The organism is Arthrobacter sp. S2(2024), from assembly GCF_036662515.1.
Classification (GTDB): domain Bacteria; phylum Actinomycetota; class Actinomycetes; order Actinomycetales; family Micrococcaceae; genus Arthrobacter.
In genome coordinates, this window is sequence record NZ_JAYKZI010000004.1 from 285019 (window position 1) to 301474 (window position 16456).

At 65.5% G+C, this 16456-nt stretch carries 17 protein-coding genes; 9 read left to right on the forward strand and 8 right to left on the reverse strand.

All coding sequences use genetic code 11. The annotated features are described in order from the left end of the window. Positions 1–42 precede the first annotated feature (42 nt). The 6 genes from mmsB to VLA65_RS10800 form a co-directional block, all read right to left on the reverse strand. On the reverse strand, positions 43–963 hold the full coding sequence (gene mmsB, locus VLA65_RS10775) for a 3-hydroxyisobutyrate dehydrogenase (RefSeq protein ID WP_332602491.1): 921 nt from the start codon (positions 961–963) through the stop codon (positions 43–45). Continuing rightward, positions 956–2002, reverse strand: a complete 1047-nt coding sequence (locus VLA65_RS10780) for an enoyl-CoA hydratase/isomerase family protein (RefSeq protein ID WP_332602492.1) — start codon at positions 2000–2002, stop codon at positions 956–958. Before VLA65_RS10780 ends, mmsB begins: the two co-directional genes overlap by 8 nt. Beyond that, entirely contained in the window at positions 2002–3501 is a 1500-nt protein-coding gene (locus VLA65_RS10785; protein WP_332602493.1) for a CoA-acylating methylmalonate-semialdehyde dehydrogenase, read from the reverse strand. Before VLA65_RS10785 ends, VLA65_RS10780 begins: the two co-directional genes overlap by 1 nt. 146 nt (positions 3502–3647) lie before the next feature. Then, positions 3648–5039 (reverse strand): cryptochrome/photolyase family protein, encoded by a 1392-nt coding sequence (locus VLA65_RS10790; RefSeq protein WP_332602494.1) that lies wholly within the window; start codon positions 5037–5039, stop codon positions 3648–3650. 74 nt (positions 5040–5113) lie between these two features. Continuing rightward, positions 5114–5785 carry a fasciclin domain-containing protein gene (locus tag VLA65_RS10795; protein ID WP_059388488.1) on the reverse strand — a complete coding sequence of 224 codons (672 nt, stop codon included), beginning with the start codon at positions 5783–5785 and terminating at the stop codon, positions 5114–5116. 148 nt (positions 5786–5933) lie between these two features. Then, positions 5934–6710, reverse strand: a complete 777-nt coding sequence (locus tag VLA65_RS10800) for an IclR family transcriptional regulator (protein WP_332602495.1) — start codon at positions 6708–6710, stop codon at positions 5934–5936. A gap of 208 nt (positions 6711–6918) precedes the next feature. Between VLA65_RS10800 and VLA65_RS10805 the strand changes: the two genes are divergently transcribed. The 3 genes from VLA65_RS10805 to VLA65_RS10815 are packed head-to-tail and all read left to right on the forward strand — an operon-like array spanning position 6919 to position 9544. Further along, positions 6919–7635, forward strand: coding sequence for a CoA transferase subunit A (locus VLA65_RS10805; RefSeq protein WP_332602496.1), 717 nt, complete (start codon positions 6919–6921; stop codon positions 7633–7635). A gap of 26 nt (positions 7636–7661) precedes the next feature. Further along, the gene (locus VLA65_RS10810) at positions 7662–8342 is read left to right on the forward strand and encodes a CoA transferase subunit B (protein ID WP_332602497.1); all 681 of its coding nucleotides are present in this window, start codon (positions 7662–7664) and stop codon (positions 8340–8342) included. Then, a complete protein-coding gene (locus VLA65_RS10815; protein WP_332602498.1) occupies positions 8339–9544 on the forward strand; it encodes an acetyl-CoA acetyltransferase in 1206 nt (401 codons plus the stop codon). The genes VLA65_RS10810 and VLA65_RS10815 overlap by 4 nt, the downstream gene beginning before the upstream one ends. Positions 9545–9646: 102 nt before the next feature. On the opposite strand, the gene VLA65_RS10820 is transcribed toward VLA65_RS10815, so the two are convergent. Continuing rightward, positions 9647–10207: a GlcG/HbpS family heme-binding protein gene (locus VLA65_RS10820; protein WP_284991858.1), complete on the reverse strand. Its 561-nt coding sequence runs from the start codon at positions 10205–10207 to the stop codon at positions 9647–9649. 161 nt (positions 10208–10368) lie between these two features. On the opposite strand from VLA65_RS10820, the gene VLA65_RS10825 reads away from it, so the two are divergent. From VLA65_RS10825 to VLA65_RS10850, 6 genes are all read left to right on the forward strand, one after another. Beyond that, positions 10369–11592, forward strand: a complete 1224-nt coding sequence (locus VLA65_RS10825; RefSeq protein WP_332602499.1) for a histidine kinase — start codon at positions 10369–10371, stop codon at positions 11590–11592. Then, complete coding sequence (locus tag VLA65_RS10830) at positions 11589–12215, forward strand: response regulator transcription factor (RefSeq protein WP_332602500.1); 627 nt, start codon at positions 11589–11591, stop codon at positions 12213–12215. The genes VLA65_RS10825 and VLA65_RS10830 overlap by 4 nt, the downstream gene beginning before the upstream one ends. 98 nt (positions 12216–12313) lie before the next feature. After that, positions 12314–12898 (forward strand): dihydrofolate reductase family protein, encoded by a 585-nt coding sequence (locus tag VLA65_RS10835; RefSeq protein WP_332602501.1) that lies wholly within the window; start codon positions 12314–12316, stop codon positions 12896–12898. A gap of 66 nt (positions 12899–12964) precedes the next feature. Then, positions 12965–13531: an HdeD family acid-resistance protein gene (locus VLA65_RS10840; RefSeq protein ID WP_059388482.1), complete on the forward strand. Its 567-nt coding sequence runs from the start codon at positions 12965–12967 to the stop codon at positions 13529–13531. A 63-nt stretch (positions 13532–13594) separates the two neighbouring features. Continuing rightward, a complete protein-coding gene (locus tag VLA65_RS10845; protein WP_284991862.1) occupies positions 13595–14401 on the forward strand; it encodes an exodeoxyribonuclease III in 807 nt (268 codons plus the stop codon). A 32-nt stretch (positions 14402–14433) separates the two neighbouring features. Then, the gene (locus VLA65_RS10850; RefSeq protein WP_284754665.1) at positions 14434–15303 is read left to right on the forward strand and encodes a hypothetical protein; all 870 of its coding nucleotides are present in this window, start codon (positions 14434–14436) and stop codon (positions 15301–15303) included. A 12-nt stretch (positions 15304–15315) separates the two neighbouring features. Here VLA65_RS10850 and VLA65_RS10855 read toward each other — a convergent pair whose 3' ends face one another. Then, the gene (locus VLA65_RS10855; RefSeq protein WP_307052896.1) at positions 15316–16374 is read right to left on the reverse strand and encodes a LacI family DNA-binding transcriptional regulator; all 1059 of its coding nucleotides are present in this window, start codon (positions 16372–16374) and stop codon (positions 15316–15318) included. Positions 16375–16456: the final 82 nt, after the last annotated feature.

The following is a 16456-nucleotide window of genomic DNA, read 5'->3' on the forward strand; positions in this document are numbered from 1 at the left end:
TGCCCACGTTGTGGGCCCCCGGAAATGACCTACCCGCCAAGGCTACTTGGCGGACTTGTCCCGGATGTCCGTGATGATGCCGGAGAAGTCGCGCCCGGCTCCGCCTTCGGCGGCGAAAGCGTCGTAAATCCTCGAGGCGAGGTGTCCCATTTGCCCGTCCACTCCGGTGCTCTCAAGCGCGTTGACCGCGAGCCGCAGGTCCTTGGCCATGAGCGCTCCGGCGAATCCGGGCTGGTAGTCGCGGTTGGCCGGGCTCGTGGGAACCGGTCCGGGAACCGGGCAGTTAGTGGTCAGCGCCCAGCACTGCCCCGAGGCGTTGGAGGCGACGTCGAACAACGCCTGGTGAGTGAGGCCCAGCTTCTCGCCCAGCACGAACGCCTCGCTGACGGCAATCATGGAAACGCCCAGGATCATGTTGTTGCAGACTTTGGCGGCCTGCCCGGCTCCGTGGTCGCCGCAGTGCACGATCCTCCGGCCCATGAGTTCCAGGATCGGCTTCACCGTTTCGAAGTCCTCGGGCAGTGCCCCCACCATGAAGGTCAGGGTCCCGGCTTCGGCACCCACCACGCCTCCGGAAACCGGCGCGTCCACCGAGCGGTGGCCAGCCTCCAGCGCAATGGCCGCTGCCTCGCGGGCCTCGTCTACGTTGATCGTGGAGCAGTCGAGGAACAGCGTGTCCGGCGCAGCTACCGAGAGCAGGCCCGGCGCTCCGTCCACTCCCCGGTAGGCGTCCAGGACGTGCTTGCCGCTGGGCAACATGGTCAGGACAACGGAGGCCCCCCCGACCGCTTCCGGGGCGGTGTCCACCGTGGCAATACCGTGTTCACGGGCCGCCTCGAGTGCTGCCGGCACGGGATCGTACGCGACGACGTGATGCCCTGCTTTGACAAGGTTCACGGCCATGGGGCCGCCCATGTGGCCAAGGCCGAGGAAAGCGATGGTGCCGGAAACTGCGTCAGACATGGTCGGACTCCTTTGAATGAAGTTTGAGTTCACGATCGCCGAGCGGCGCGAAGAAGCCCTCGACGGCGGCCGGCGACACCTCCGCCAGGGAAGCCGGCTTCCATTGCGGGTTGCGGTCCTTGTCCACCACCTGGGCACGGATCCCCTCGCGAAAATCAGGCCCGGCCAGGCACCGCACGCCAACGCGGTATTCCTGCTCCAAGGCCTCGTCGAGGGAGAGCCCCTTGACCCGCCGCAGCGATTCCAGGGTGACCTTCACGGCTGTAGGCGACTTTGCCCCGATCGTCTCGGCGGCTGAAGCGGCTTCCCCGCCGGCGTTGCGCAGCCTCGCGACGATTTCCTCGGCGTCATCCGAAGCGTAGGCGTCGTCGATCCACTTGCGCTGGCCGGACAACGCCGAGGCCGGCGGTTCCTGCGCGAAGCGCCCGACGGCGGCCTCCGCCGTCGAGCTTTCCAGCGCTTCCGCGAGCGCGGGCAGGCTTTCGGACGGGACGAAGTGGTCCGCGAGCCCCAGGAAGAGGGCGTCAGCTCCGCTTAAATGGGCACCCGTGAGGGCGGCGTGGGTACCGGACTCCCCCGGCGAGCGGGAGAGCAGAAGGGTCCCGCCGACGTCGGGCACAAAACCAATAGTAGTTTCCGGCATGCCCGTGCGGGTCCTCTCTGTGACCACACGGACTGAGCCATGGGCCGATATCCCGACCCCGCCGCCGAGGACCAGTCCATCCATGAAGGCCACGTAGGGCTTCGGGTACCGGGCAATGAGTGAGTTCAAGCGGTATTCCGCAGCCCAGAAATCCGCGGTACGGTCTCCGCGGCGCAGGATGTCGTCGTAGATCGCCACGATGTCTCCACCCGCGCATAGTCCGCGGTCCCCGGCGCCGTGCACCAGAACGGTCTTGATGGCGTCGTCCTCCGCCCACGCGGTGAGCTGCTCCAGCATGGCGTGCACCATGCCGGCGGTGAGGGCGTTGACGGCCTGTGGCCGGTTCAGGGTGATGACGCCGAGGTGGCCGCGCTTCTCGAACAGGACCTCGGCCATCAGCTGCCGGCCGGCATCACGAAGCTGGCGCCCTGGCGGATGCCGGAGGGCCAACGGGTGGTGACCGTCTTGGTCTTGGTGTAGAAGCGGAACGCGTCCGCGCCGTGCTGGTTGAGGTCGCCGAAGCCCGAGGCCTTCCATCCGCCGAACGTGTAGTACGCAATCGGGACGGGAATGGGAACGTTGATGCCCACCATGCCCACTTCGACGCGGCTCGCGAAGTCGCGGGCTGCATCGCCGTCGCGGGTGAAGATCGCGACGCCGTTGCCGAACTCATGCTCGGAGCAGAGCCGCAGCGCTTCTTCGTAGTCGGCTGCGCGGAGGACGCTCAGGACCGGGCCGAAGATCTCCTCCTTGTAGATGGACATGTCCTTCGTGACGTTGTCGAAGAGGGTGGGGCCCACCCAGAAACCTCCGGCGTAGCCGTCCACCTTCAGGTCGCGCCCATCGGTGACGAGCGTGGCACCCTGGTCGACACCGGCCTGGATGTACCCCTCGATACGGTGTTTCGCCGAGGCGGCCACGACAGGTCCGAAGTCCGAATCCGCAGCCAGGCTCGGGCCCACCTTCAGGCCCTTGATGCGGTCCTGCAGCTTCGAGACGAGCTGGTCCGCCGTCTTCTGGCCAACCGGCACGGCCACCGAAATCGCCATACAACGCTCGCCGGCGGAACCGAAGCCGGCACCGATGAGGGCATCCGCTGCCATGTCGAGATCGGCGTCGGGCATGATCACCATGTGGTTCTTGGCGCCGCCGAAACACTGGGCGCGCTTCCCGTGGGCCGCTGCCGTGGCGTAAATGTACTGGGCAATCGGCGTGGATCCGACGAAGCCGATAGCCTTCACCCGCGGATCCTCGAGGAGGGTATCCACGGCTTCCTTGTCGCCGTTGATGACGTTGAAGACGCCTTCCGGCAACCCCGCCTCGGTGAAAAGTTCCGCCAGGCGCAGCGGCACCGAAGGGTCGCGCTCCGAAGGCTTGAGGATGAAGGCGTTGCCGGCCGCCAGCGCGGGGCCGGACTTCCAGAGCGGAATCATGGCCGGGAAGTTGAAAGGCGTGATGCCCGCGACGACGCCGAGCGGCTGGCGCAGCGAGTGGACGTCGATGCCGGTGCCGGCGTTGTCCGAAAATTCGCCCTTGAGCAGGTGCGGTGCCCCGGCGGCGAACTCCACCACCTCGATGCCGCGCTGGATATCACCCTTGGCGTCGGGGAAGGTCTTGCCGTGCTCGGACGAAAGGAGCGTGGCGAGTTCGTCCATGTGCTCGTTGACCAAGTCCACGAACTTCAGCAGGATCCGGCCGCGGCGCTGCGGGTTCATGGCGCCCCATTCGAGCTGGCCTTTCTCCGCGCTCGCAATGGCGTTCCTGACCTCATCAGCGCTGGCCAAGGGAAGCCGGGCCTGGACCTCGCCGGTACAAGGATTGTAGACATCGCCAAAGCGCGTGGAGGTGCCATCGACCCTCTGGCCGTCAATGTAGTGGGAAAGTTCGCGCACCATGGAATGCTCCTTTGCATAGGGGGAATGCCCGCCATCGGCCTCGAAAGCGCAAGTCCAACTGCGCTCCCGGACGTCTTTGATCCCGAATATACTCGGACTTCCTACTAATTTCTAGAGGACGTCAGCTCGTGCCCAGGTGGCCTGGCTCAACGAGGAAGCGAGCCGTAGGCATCCAGGGCCTCCCGCCGCGAGGCCTTAAGGTCCACCACCGGCTCCGGATAGTCCGCCGTGGACAGCTCAGGGATCCACTGGCCAACGTATCTGCCATCGGGATCGAATTTCGCTGCCTGGGTCTCCGGATTGAAGATCCTGAAGAAAGGCGAGGCGTCCGCGCCGGAACCGGCTACCCACTGCCAGTTCGCAGGATTGGACGCAGGATCGGCGTCCACCAAGGTGTCCCAGAACCATTGCTCGCCCACTTGCCAATGGATGCCCAGGTTCTTCACCAGGAGGCTGGCGGAAACCATGCGGACCCGGTTGTGCATCCATCCCGTGTGCCACAATTGCCGCTGGCCGGCGTCCACCATGGGGAACCCGGTGCGGCCCTCCTGCCATGCGCGAAGGAGGTCGGCGGCCTCCGTGACTTCCCCAAGCGGGCCTGCACCCTGACCAACCGGCCAAGCCCACCGGTAGTGGTCGAAACCGGGCCGCAAATTGGCCGTTGCCAGGTCCGGATGATGGAAGTATTGGTGCCAGCAGAATTCACGCCAACCGAGTTCCGAGGCGAAAACGGCCGCACCGTCGCCCGGTTCCCGGCGCCGGCCCTGCTGGGCATGCCACACCTCGAACGGGCTGAGCTGTCCCCACCGCAAGAAGGGCGACAACCGGCTGCTGCCCGGCAGGTCCGGCCGATCCCGGTTCACCGAATAGTCCGCCAGCCCGTGCTCCAGGAAGTCATCAAGTAGCTCATGCGCCTGGGCCGAACCCGGCTGCCAGCTTTCGGCCAGTCCGGCAGACCAGTCGGGGTTCCGCGGCAACAATCCCCAAGAGTCCAATTCCTCGGATTCGGGGAGCTGGCCGGAGAATCCGCGGCCGGGTTCCGGAGCCTCCAGCGGTTCACGGAAATCCAAGCCGGACACAGCCCGCCAAAAGGGCGTGAAGACCTTGAACGGCCCCCCTTGCTTCGTGGTGACGGCCCACGGTTCATGCAGCAACGATGCCTGGAAACTCTCCGAGTGCATTCCGGACTCGCGCGCCCAGGCCTTGATGCCGGCGTCGAGCGTTCGCTCTGCCTCGCCGTAACGGCGGTTCCAGTACAGCGATCCGGAACCCATCGCCGTCGCGGTCTGCCGGACGATCTCCGCCGCCCGTCCGCGGCGCAGCAAGAGCGGCACGCCCAGGGCGGCGAGGTCTTCGCGAAGGGCAAGCAGGGAATGATGCAGCCACCATCGGGAGGCTCCGCCAAGCGGCCTGATGCCCGGCGATTCCTCGTCGATTACATAGAGCGCGACGGCGGCGCCGTCCTCGGCTGCCGCCCGCAGCGCCGGGTTGTCCGTGGCCCGGAGGTCGTCCCGGAACCACACGATCGACGGCTTCACTATTTCCCCTCGGATTTCGCGCAAAGGCCATGCCCCCTAGGACGAATCCTAAGGGGCATGATCTGTGTTGAGATTTACTTAGGCATCAGGACGGAGTCAACCAGGTACACCGTGGCGTTGGCAGTGTGGACGCCGCCGCAGATCACGGCGGAACCTCCGTCAACCTTGAGTGCGTCCTTGGTTCCCGTAACGGTCACGGAGTCGCCCTCAACCGTCTTGTGGGTTCCCACGATCTGGTCCGGGGTCAGCTGGCCGGGGATGACGTGGTAGGTGAGGATCTTGCTCAATGTAGCGTCGTCGGTCTTGAGGCCGTCGATGGTGGCGGCGGGGATCTTGGCGAAAGCGCTGTCCACGGGAGCGAAGACAGTGAACTGGCTGCCATTAAGCGTGTCCACCAGGTTGACCTTGGGGTTCAGCTTGCCGGACACAGCGGCCGTGAGGGTCTTGAGCAACGGGTTGTTGGAAGCGGCCACGGCTACGGGGTCGAGCGCCATGCCAGCAACGGAACCTGCACCGCTGGGAACCTGGGAGGCGTAAGCTGCACAGCCCGGGCCAACCAGGTCTTTGCTCGGGTCCATCGCGGCACTTGCCGACGCTGAGGGGGTCGCTGCCATGGTGGACGACGGGCTCGGAGCCGCCGATGAGGGTGAAGCCGTGGTAGCGGAGCCGCCACATGCAGTGAGGCCCAGCAGGGCGGAAGCGGCGAGGCCGGCGATCGCAAAAGACGTGCGCTTTGTAGCAAGCATGACATTTCTCCTTCAAACGGACTGACATTCGGTGCCGGTTGATTCCGGCGTGAAAGCACTTCACCCTTGCGGGCTAAGTCCTTATGCCAGCTATTCGGAGGTGCGGGCCACAGGGATGGGTGAGTTTCAAAACTTAATTTGAAAGGGGTTAAGCGGAGCTCATGCGGTGGGCTTCTTCCATGAGCAACTTGCCGAGGAATTCCTGGCGTTCAGGACGGAACCGCGGTTCGATCCCTGTGAGGGACAAAGCGCCGATTGGCCGGCCCAGCTGGTCGAAGACGGCGGCGGCCATCCCCCAACTGCCCTCCAGCACCAAACCGGGATTCACCGAGTACCCGGCCATCCGGGTCTGCTCAAGGTTCCGGCGCACCACGCTCTCGGTGTGGCCAGCGGCGAAGTCCCCGGCGTGCCGTTCCCAGCCGGACAAGATCGTTTCCTGCTCCTCGTCCGCCAGGAAGGCCATGATCGCTGTGCCCGCCGACGCGACGCCGAGCGGGAACCTGACGCCCTCGTGCAAGACGAATGACCGCACCGGGAAGCTGCCTTCCTCGCGAAGCACGCACACGGTTTCGTGGCCACGACGGATCGAATAGAAGGCGCTTTCGCCGCTCTCCTCGGCGAGGCGGCGGAGGCTGGGCCGCGCCAGGTCCTCAACCGGGAACCGGGCCGCCGCCACCGAGCCCAGGAGGAAGATCTCCGGCCCCAAGATCCAGTTACCGGTCCGCTGATCGTGGTCCAGCAGGCCTTCAGCGGCGAGGGACGCGAGCAAGCGGTGCACCGTGGGGCGGGTCAAGCCCGACTCGCGGACCAGGCCAGCGATGGACATGCCCTCCGGCTTGCGTCCCACGAGCCGGAGGAGCGCAGCGACCCGGCCTACCACTTGGGCGCCCTGGACCGGCTTGGTTTGCGGCTGCTGAGTTGGCAACGTTACCCCTCTCCAAAGATTTCCTCCACAATGTGGACACTTCAAAGAGTAGCGTCCACACTGTGCAAGTTCAGCCTTGCTGGCCAAGGAACGCCGTTGACCCTCCGCGCAGAACCGCCCTATGCTCCTTTTCAGACCGCTAACTCAGCCCAGTGTCCACAAAGTGGATAGACGCTGGGCGACCCTACTCAAAGACGAGGACAACGCCATGGCCAAAATCCACTCCAGCGCCGCCGTTGCAATGCAAGACGTCCTGCGCGACGGCCAGACGATCGCCGTCGGGGGCTTCGGCCTCAGCGGCATCCCCGCCGACCTGATCGACGCCGTCCGCGACTCGGGCGTCAAGGACCTGACGGTGGTTTCCAACAACATGGGCATCGACGGCAAGGGGCTCGGCGTCCTCATCGAAGCCGGCCAGGTCCGCAAGGTCATCGCCTCGTACGTGGGCGAGAATAAGCTCTTCGCCGAGCAGTACCTCTCCGGCCAGCTTGAGGTCGAGTTCGCCCCGCAGGGCACCCTCGCCGAACGCCTCCGCGCCGGCGGGGCAGGCATCCCGGCTTTCTACACGCGGACCGGCGTCGGAACCCTGGTTGCCGAGGGCAAACCGCTCGAAGAGTTCGACGGCGTCACGTACGTCCGCGAACGCGGGATCGTCGCCGACGTCGCGCTGGTCCACGCCCATACCGCGGACACGGACGGCAACCTGATCTACCGCTACACGGCCCGGAACTTCAACCCGGTGGTGGCGACGGCGGGAATCGTGACCATCGCGGAGGCCGAAGTGATCGTGGAGCCCGGCGAATTGGATCCGAACCACGTCGTGACACCCGGCGTCTACGTCCAACGGCTGGTCCAGGCGAGCGGCCGGGCCAAGGACATTGAGCAGCGTACCGTCCGGCCCCGCACTGAAGCCCTGGCCGTCTGAACACCACCAAGCGAAGGAGTACCACCATGGCATGGACCCGCGACGAGATGGCCGCCATTGCGGCCCAGGAACTCAACGACGGCGACTACGTCAACCTCGGCATCGGCATTCCCACCCTCGTTGCCAACAACCTGCCCGACGGCGTACGGGTCGTGCTGCAGAGCGAGAACGGCCTCCTCGGGATGGGGCCTTTCCCCTATGAAGGCGAGGAAGACGCTGACCTCATCAACGCCGGTAAGCAGACCGTCACGGTCCTGCCCGGCGGCAGCATCTTCGACTCCGCGACGTCGTTCGGCATGATCCGCGGCGGACACGTCAAGGTTGCCATCCTCGGCGCCATGCAGGTTTCGGGCAACGGCGACCTCGCCAACTGGACCATTCCGGGAAAGATGGTCAAGGGCATGGGCGGCGCCATGGACCTGGTGGCCGGGACACCGCGCGTCGTGGTCCTCACCGAGCACAACGCCAAGGACGGGAGCGCCAAGATCGTCCGGGAATGCACCCTGCCGTTGACGGGCCTCCAGGTGGTGGACCGCATTGTCAGTGACCTCGCGGTGTTCGATTTGTTCAAGAACGACGACGACGGGCGGCAGCTGGCGCTGACCCGCCTCGCGCCCGGGGTCACCGTCGAGGAGATCCGAAGCAAGACGGGGGCCGCGTTCACGGTCTCCTTGGAAGAAGCCGCCCTCGAAGGAGCCACAGCATGAGCCTGCAACACCAGTTCGGCAAAGACGTCCTCCTCACGGGCTGGGGACACAGCAAGTTCGGCAAACTCACGGACGAGACGCTGGAGTCCCTGATCGTTCAGGTGTCCGCGGAGGCCATCCGGAACTCGGGCCTTGAGCCGCGGGACATCGATGAGATCTACCTCGGCCAGTTCAACTCGGGCATGCAGCCCCTGGGCTTCACGTCCTCCTTGGCCCTGCAGCTGTCCGAAGACCTCGCCAATGTGCCCGCAACCAGGACCGAAAACGCCTGCGCCTCCGGTTCCGCCGCATTCCAGCAGGGCGTGAAGGCTGTCTTGGCCGGGACGGCCCGCAACGTGCTGGTGATCGGTGCCGAAAAGATGACCGACGCCGGGGCCGACGTGGTGGGAGCCGCACTCCTTGGCGCGTCCTACGAGATGGCAGGCAAGACCTCCACCACCGGCTTCACGGGGCTCTTCGCCGAGGTGGCCAAGCACTACGAGAAGCGCTACGGAGCGGGCCTGGGCGGAGCGTGTCTGGGCGACATCCTTGGTTCCATCGCCGCCAAGAACCACCACAACGGCATGGACAACCCCTACGCGCAGATGCACCGGGACTTCGGCGAGGAGTTCTGCCGGACGGTTTCCGAGAAGAATCCCATGGTGGCCGAACCGCTCCGCCGCACCGACTGCTCCCCCGTGTCCGACGGCGCCGCCGCCGTCGTGCTCTCCCTCGGCCCGGCGTCGGGCGCTGCTACTGAACCCGTGCGGCTGGCGGGCTTCGGGCACGCAAACGACTTCTTCCCGGCAGAACGCCGCGACCCTACGGAGTTCGCGGCCACGCGGGTGTCCTGGGAGCGCGCGCTGGGGATGGCCGGCGTCGGGATCGACGGGCTGGACTTCGCCGAAGTGCACGATTGCTTCACGATCGCCGAACTGATCATGTACGAGGCCATGGGGCTGACGCCGCGCGGCGAAGGTTCCCGCGCGGTGCAGGAAGGCTGGGTCTACAAGGACGGCAAGCTGCCCATCAATGTGTCCGGCGGGCTCAAGGCCAAGGGCCACCCCGTGGGCGCCACCGGGGTATCGCAGCACGTCATCGCGGCCATGCAGCTCACGGGAACCGCGGGCGCGATGCAACTGCCCAACGCCCGCCGCGGCGCCGTACAGAACATGGGCGGCGTAGGCATCGCGAACTACGTGAGCGTCCTAGAAGCAGTCTAGCCTCGGCGGCCACCCCAACTGACTCGCAGTTGTTGTCGTTTTCAGCCCGCATAACGACAACAACTGCAAGTCAGTTGGGCACCCGGAGGTGCAGGCGCGGCCCTACTTCGCCGCTAGCACCGCCGCACCAGCTGCCGCGCAGGCTTCGTCCAGGGCGCCGTCCGGTGCGCCGCCGACGCCGATCCCCGCCACGGACACGCCGTTCACCTTGAGCGGCACTCCGCCGGGCAGGAAGAGTGTGCCCGGGAGGTCGGCGATCGACGGTCCGTTGCCGTTGATTCGCTTGGCGAGTTCGCTGGTGGGCGCACCGAAGGCGGCTGCGGTGTAGGCCTTCTGCTTGGCGGCCTCGATGGTGTGTTCGGCCGCATTGTCGCCGCGGAGCAAGGCTTGGACTGTCCCGAAGCGGTCCACGAGCGCAACCGTGACGAAAGGAAGCTTGTCGGCCTGGCACTTCGCCAAAGCGGCGTTGACTGCCTGGCTGGATGCACCGACGGTGATGCGGTTCTGGGGGACCACGTTTTCCGCGGAGGGACTGACGTCAACGGCGGCCGTCGCGGTTTTGGCCGCGGCCGGCGTCACGGCGTTCGCGACGGCGGTTGCCCCTCCGGTCAGGAGCAAGGCTCCAACGGCAGCGGCGGCAAAGATCTTGTTGGACTTCTTCATGGTGGTCCTCCGGGAGGTCGGCAACGGGTACAGTTCCATGCTTCCCGCAGGGCTCCCTCACCACATCCGGCGCTCGTCGTGCCCGGCCTCATCCCTTCCGTTCCCGGTATCAGCCAAAAGGCGGAGAGACCAGCGACCTGAACGCCCCTAGCATGGGAAGAATGCCGGAATCTCCGAACAGGACGGCCTCCCGTCCCGCTGCCTTCCGCCCCACCCGGGGCCCGATCGATGCAGTGGTCCACCTCAGCTTCGCCGTGCTCATGGTGGCATCCGGCGTGCGCTACGTCCTGCGGCACAGCCCGGCCGACAATCTCTGGACTGTGGCCCTGGCGGCCGCGGTCTGCGTTCTCTATGCAGTGGTGGCGGTGCTGGCCAAGCGGCACCAACCGTGGCTGTTGTGGATGGTGGCGCTCGTGCTCGCCTGGGCCGTACTGGTCATTGCCGCACCGAGTTTCGCTTGGTGCTCCTTCGCTTTGTTTTTCCTGTCCCGCGCGGCCTTCAGCGGTTGGATCGCCTATCTGGCCGCGGGTTTGACGGCAAGTGCCACGGCCATCGGGCTGTTCCGCCTCAGCGGCGACACCGACGTCGCCATGCTGCTCGGGCCCATCGCCGCAGCGGTTCTGCTCACGTTGATCTACGACCGCATTGAGGACGACGCCGCGCTGCAACGCCAACTCCACGCCGACGTGTCCCAAGCGCAGGAACGCCTCGCGGCGAGCGAACGCGCAGCCGGGATCGCCGCGGAGCGCGAACGTGTCTCGAGGGAAATCCACGACACCGTCACTCAAGGCCTTGCCAGCAGCCTGCTCCTGCTCGAAGCCGCGCAGCGCTCGTGGCCTGAAGAGGGCGCGAAAGCGGAAGTGCAGAAGGCCGGGACCCTCCTGCGGCAGAACCTGGCCGACACCCGCAGCCTGGTCCACGAACTTTCCGCCCCTGGCCTGGAGAGCGGACCACTGCCCCAGGCCCTCGAACAGGCCGCCCGCCAATACCTCGACTCCGTGATCGTCCACGTCACCGGGGATCCCCGCCCGGTACCGGCCGAAGTTCGCCACGCCCTGATGCGCGTGACGCAAAGCGCGGCGGCCAACATCAAGCTCCACGCCCACTCTCAACAGGCCAGTTTGACGCTTGGATTCCTGCCCGGGGCCGTCACCCTGGACGTGTTCGACGACGGCCGCGGCTTTGATCCCGTTGCGGTACCTCCGCCGTCGGAAAAGGGCGGCTACGGTCTGCGTGCCATGCGCCAACGGGTGGAACAACTCGGCGGGGTATTTTCGGTGGAGAGCTCCCCCGGAGAGGGAACCGTCGTAGCCGCGCAACTACCGCTGCCGGTTACAGAACCGGATCAAGCACACCAGTCGCCCATCAAGAAAGACGCCCCATGAACCCCATTTCGGTCCTGCTCGTCGATGACCATTTGGTGGTCCGCAGCGGACTCAAGGCGTTGCTCGGCACCCAGCCGGACATCACCGTCGTCGCCGAAGCCGCATCGGGCGAGGAAGCCCTCCTCATTGCGCAACAACACCCGGCCAACGTCGTCATGATGGACCTCGCCATGGGCCAGGGCATGGACGGAATCGAGGCGATCAAGCGATTGCTCCAAGCGAGCAAGCAGCAAGCGGTATTGGTGTTCACCACCTATGATTCCGATGCCGACATCGTGAGGGCCGTAGATGCAGGTGCCATGGGCTACGTGCTCAAGGACGCCGCGCCGGAGGAGATCTTCGCCGCGGTCCGGGGCGCGGCCCAAGGCAAGAGCGTCATGAGCGCGCCTGTGGCCAGCAAGCTGTTCCAGCAATTGCGCAACCCGGACGAGGTCCTCACCCCGCGGGAAGCCGAACTGCTCAGCCTCCTCATTCAAGGCCTCAGCAACCGCGAGCTCGGCAAACGCCTGTTCATCTCCGAGGCTACGGTCAAGACGCATTTGGCGCACATCTACGCCAAGCTCGGCGTAGAGACAAGGGCCGCGGCGATTGCGGTGGCCATCCGCCGCGAGGGGATGCGTTAAGAAAAAATGCGGGTGCCGGTGTCGATTTGGCCGGTCGCCATTCGTATAGGGGGTGACCGGGCCGCAGAGAGCGGTCCGCAGGAGCAAGGGAGCATGTCATGCGCCAGATAAATGCCACGTTGTCCATCACCCTCGACGGAGTCATCCAGGGCCTGGGCCGTCCGGACGAGGACACCCGCGGTGGCTTCACCCACGGTGGGTGGGGCGGCAGGTACAACGACGAGGTCATGGGCCGTGAGATGGGCAAGGGCATGGCGAAAACCGCGGACATGCTGTTCGGACACCGGACCTGGACCGATTTCATCACCGCCTGGGGCACCCGCGCCGACGACAACCCGTTCACCGTGTACATGAACGCGGCATCGAAGTACGTTGTGTCAAGGACGCTGGAGAACGCCGACGCCTGGCAGAACTCCATTCTGCTCTCCGGCGAGGCCGCCGAGACGGTGGCCAAACTCAAGGCCGGGCCGGGCAACGATCTGACGATCATCGGCAGTGCGTCGCTTGTCCGCTCCCTGCACGCCGAAGGCCTCATCGACAACTTCACGCTGCTGATCCACCCGCTCACCCTGGGTACCGGGACGCGGCTGTTCGAAGGCCCAGCCCCGCTGACCGAGTTCGAGCTCACCGGCTCCGTCACCACCACCAAGGGCGTCATCATCGCCCACTACACCCGCCGATAACGAAAGGGGTGGCCTCACGCGTGCCGGCCCATTCCCCAGCTACCGCGCCGGGTCTAAACTGACCCTATGTCCGACACCGCAGGACGCAAGTTGTTTCAGCATTCAGGAACGGCGCTGATCTTCCGGGGAGCTTTGGCCCTTCTCTTGGCCTTCCTGGTCGCTTCCCTGCCGGTCGCCACGGTGTTTGCCCTCGTCTACGTGTTTGGCGTGTACGCCATGACCGACGGGCTCACCAACATGGCCCACTACTTCTACGATCCTGCACGGCACTCCCGCTGGAGCCTGATCGGCGGCTTCATCTCGGTCGCGACCGGCATCGTTGCCGTTTCGTGGCCGGGAATTACCGCCGCGGCACTAGGCGTCCTCATAGGAGCATGGGCCTTGGTCCTCGGGGTTTCGCAGATCATCCTTGCCATGGACACCAGGACGACGGTCAGGGCTTGGTGGATTTGGATGTTGACGGCGTTGGTCACAACTTTGTTTGGGCTCTTTGTGCTGGTCAATCCGGGCGCGGGATTCCTGGGCGTAGTGGCACTCCTCGCGACATACTCCGCGGTCAGCGGCGTTTTGTTGATCGCCTCCGGCATCAAGCTCCGCAGGCGCGCCTCCTCTTCGGTAATGCTCGCCCATTAGGCTTGCGGCAGCAATCTGCTGCGAGGGGATGCGCAAGGTCCCAAGTTCGGTAAGTTAGTGGCTGTGAAGATAGCTACCTGGAATGTAAATTCGCTCCGCGCACGTGCCGACCGCGTCGAGGCCTGGCTGCAGCGCAGTGACTGCGACGTCCTCGCCATGCAGGAAACCAAGTGCAAGGACGACAACTTCCCGTGGGAGCTCTTCGAGCGCATGGGCTACGAGGTTGCCCACTTCGGCCTGAGCCAATGGAACGGCGTTGCGATCGCCTCGCGCGTAGGGCTCGACGACGTCGAACGCACCTTTGTTGACCAGCCCGCCTTCGGAAAGGCCGGCAAGGACCCTGTCCAGGAAGCCCGCGCCATTGCGGCAACGTGTGGCGGGGTACGGGTGTGGAGCCTGTACGTTCCCAACGGCCGATCCCTGGACGACGAACACATGCCGTACAAGCTCAAGTGGCTGGACACCCTGAAGGGCCACGCCGCCGGCTGGATCACGCAGAACCCCGAGACCCAGGTGGCGCTCATGGGCGACTGGAACATCGCGCCGCTTGACGAGGATGTCTGGGACATCGATTACTTCAGGGCGAACGCACTCACCCACGTCAGCGAACCCGAGCGCGAGGCATTCCGGGCGTTCGAAACGGCCGGTTTCACCGACGTCGCCCGCGCCTACACACCAGGTCCCGGCGTCTACACCTACTGGGACTACACACAGCTGCGGTTCCCCAAGAAGGAGGGCATGCGCATCGACTTCGTCATGGCCTCCCCCGCGCTGGCCGCCCGCGTCACCGGGGCGTCGATCGACCGCGAGGAACGCAAGGGCAAGGGCGCCTCGGACCACGCTCCCGTGATCGTGGAGCTTACGGACTGAGTAGCAACAATGACGGAGGAGGCGGGCCCGCGATGAGCGGAAAGCTATACGGGAGCCAGGCAGGACTGCCCTTCTCTTCGGCGTTGCGCGTCTACGAACCGCTCGAAGCGTTCCCCGAGGACCAGCGGCAGCAGCTCGTGGCGAGCGGTACCCGCAGCGGCTCGCGGGCCGCCGTCGAAAATGCCGAGCTGCTCGCTTCCCTCGGACGGGTCACCCGCAAGGGCGGGGACCCTTTCCCGACCGGGAGCACGGATCTGGTGCGCATCACTCGGGTTCCTTCCGGAGACCGGAACGATCCCGACGCCGGGCGGCTGCTTTACTGCCCCAGCCAGCTGGTCATCCGGGCAGGATTGGCGGCCAATGCCCTCATGGAAGGTATCCACGGACCGCTCGCGGACCTGCTCATCCCCGTGGACCAGCGCGACCGGCACCAGGCTCGCATCGACCGCATCAACGCCAGTCATGACGCGAAGCGGGTGCACACGCGGGCCTCCACGTGGGGGATCCCCTTCAGCTGGTTCTCGCTGTTCCAGGAATCGGACCGCAAGGATGTCGTGGAATCCGGCGGCCGCATCCTGACGGTCAGGGTCTGGGCCTCACTGACCGATGCCTTGGACCGGGCACGCTTCGCAGTAGCCAACCTCGCCCTTGCAGCCCCGGACCTGGACATGCTGGACGACCTCACCCAGCTCACCGAATGGCTCGAGTTGTTCCATGTGCAGTCAATGGTCGAACTGGACTACGGTGCAGTGGCGGACAAGGTGTACCCGGACGAGTCGCCCATGGACGTCAGGCTCGGCATCGAATGCCTGGCCGAGGGGGACATGACGGGAGCGGCCGCGGCGTATCGGAGGCTGGCTTCCCGCTGGATCCCCATCAGGCAGTTGGCCCGGGCTTCCTAGCTTTTGGGGTTCCTAGCTTTCGGGCCGCGGCGGGGCGGTGGTTTCCCGCACGATCAGCCGGTGGGCTGCTTTCATTGACCGCACGGAGCCTGTGGCCCCGGCCAATTCGTCCAACAGCATGCGCGTGCCCAATTGGCCTTGTTCCACGGGGTCCTGGGCTACGGTTGTCAGCCCCATGGCCTCGGCGAATTCATGGTTGTCGATGCCGATGATGGACAATTCTTCCGGTACGCGGACGCCACGACGGCGTGCCTGCAACATGGCCCCCATGGCCATTTCATCTGAGGCACAGAAGATCGCTGTCGGCTTGGGTCCAGGTTTGCTCCAGAGCTCGTCGAAGGCTTCCTGGCCACTGCCCACAGTGAAGTTTCCGAAGATGTCCCATTCCGGCGGCATCGAGAAGCCCGCGCTCGTCATGGCATCCGTGAAGCCGTCAACGCGCAGCCGCGGCACGGTGAAGTTCAGGTCGGAATCGTCCTGGCCGTGGAGCAGCGCGATCTCCCGATGCCCGAGGTTCAACAGATGCATGGTGGCTTCCACCGAGGCGGCGTAATCGTCGATCCCGATGCTGGGGCAATCCTCCACTGGACCGCCGACAATGACCAAGGGGATTTCGATCCTTTGGAGATCGGCAATTTCCTCAGGCGTCAGGGACATACAAAGGACCAGGAGCGCATCGATCTGCTTGTAGACCATCGTCTTGCTGAAGAGCCGTTCCCGCGCTCCGCGCTGGCCGCCCAAGTTGAACAGGGACAGGTTGTAACCGCGGGCGTGGAGCTCACGGTCCACGCCCTCGATGGCCTTGAAGAAGAACCAACGGTCCACGTAGGGGGCCAGGACACCGATCGTCCTGGTACGTCCCGTGGCCAGTCCCGAAGCAGACGACGACGCCACATACCCAAGTTCTCCCGCGACCCTGAGGATCTTCTCCCGGGTAGCAGGAGATACCCGGGGAAGGCCGCGCACTGCGCGGGAAACGGTGGCGGTGGAAACGCCAGCGGCCTGTGCGACATCCTCAATGCTGGCTCCTGCGTGGCCGCCACGCTGGGACCGTTCACTCGTTTTCGCCACTCAAGCCCCCTCAAGGAATCCGTGCGGAAGCCGGGGGTTCCTTCCCAGACGGCAGATAACCAGCGTATTCCGCCTGGCTGTC

Excerpts from the sequence above, each read along its gene's own strand:
- VLA65_RS10780 (WP_332602492.1), bottom strand. The coding sequence starts at position 2,002 with ATGGCCGAGGTCCTGTTCGAGAAGCGCGGCCACCTCGGCGTCATCACC.
- VLA65_RS10795 (WP_059388488.1), bottom strand. The coding sequence starts at position 5,785 with ATGCTTGCTACAAAGCGCACGTCTTTTGCGATCGCCGGCCTCGCCGCT.
- VLA65_RS10815 (WP_332602498.1), top strand. The coding sequence starts at position 8,339 with ATGAGCCTGCAACACCAGTTCGGCAAAGACGTCCTCCTCACGGGCTGG.
- VLA65_RS10850 (WP_284754665.1), top strand. The coding sequence starts at position 14,434 with ATGAGCGGAAAGCTATACGGGAGCCAGGCAGGACTGCCCTTCTCTTCG.
- mmsB (WP_332602491.1), bottom strand. The coding sequence starts at position 963 with ATGTCTGACGCAGTTTCCGGCACCATCGCTTTCCTCGGCCTTGGCCAC.
- VLA65_RS10805 (WP_332602496.1), top strand. The coding sequence starts at position 6,919 with ATGGCCAAAATCCACTCCAGCGCCGCCGTTGCAATGCAAGACGTCCTG.
- VLA65_RS10820 (WP_284991858.1), bottom strand. The coding sequence starts at position 10,207 with ATGAAGAAGTCCAACAAGATCTTTGCCGCCGCTGCCGTTGGAGCCTTG.
- VLA65_RS10825 (WP_332602499.1), top strand. The coding sequence starts at position 10,369 with ATGCCGGAATCTCCGAACAGGACGGCCTCCCGTCCCGCTGCCTTCCGC.
- VLA65_RS10840 (WP_059388482.1), top strand. The coding sequence starts at position 12,965 with ATGTCCGACACCGCAGGACGCAAGTTGTTTCAGCATTCAGGAACGGCG.
- VLA65_RS10785 (WP_332602493.1), bottom strand. The coding sequence starts at position 3,501 with ATGGTGCGCGAACTTTCCCACTACATTGACGGCCAGAGGGTCGATGGC.
- VLA65_RS10810 (WP_332602497.1), top strand. The coding sequence starts at position 7,662 with ATGGCATGGACCCGCGACGAGATGGCCGCCATTGCGGCCCAGGAACTC.
- VLA65_RS10830 (WP_332602500.1), top strand. The coding sequence starts at position 11,589 with ATGAACCCCATTTCGGTCCTGCTCGTCGATGACCATTTGGTGGTCCGC.
- VLA65_RS10835 (WP_332602501.1), top strand. The coding sequence starts at position 12,314 with ATGCGCCAGATAAATGCCACGTTGTCCATCACCCTCGACGGAGTCATC.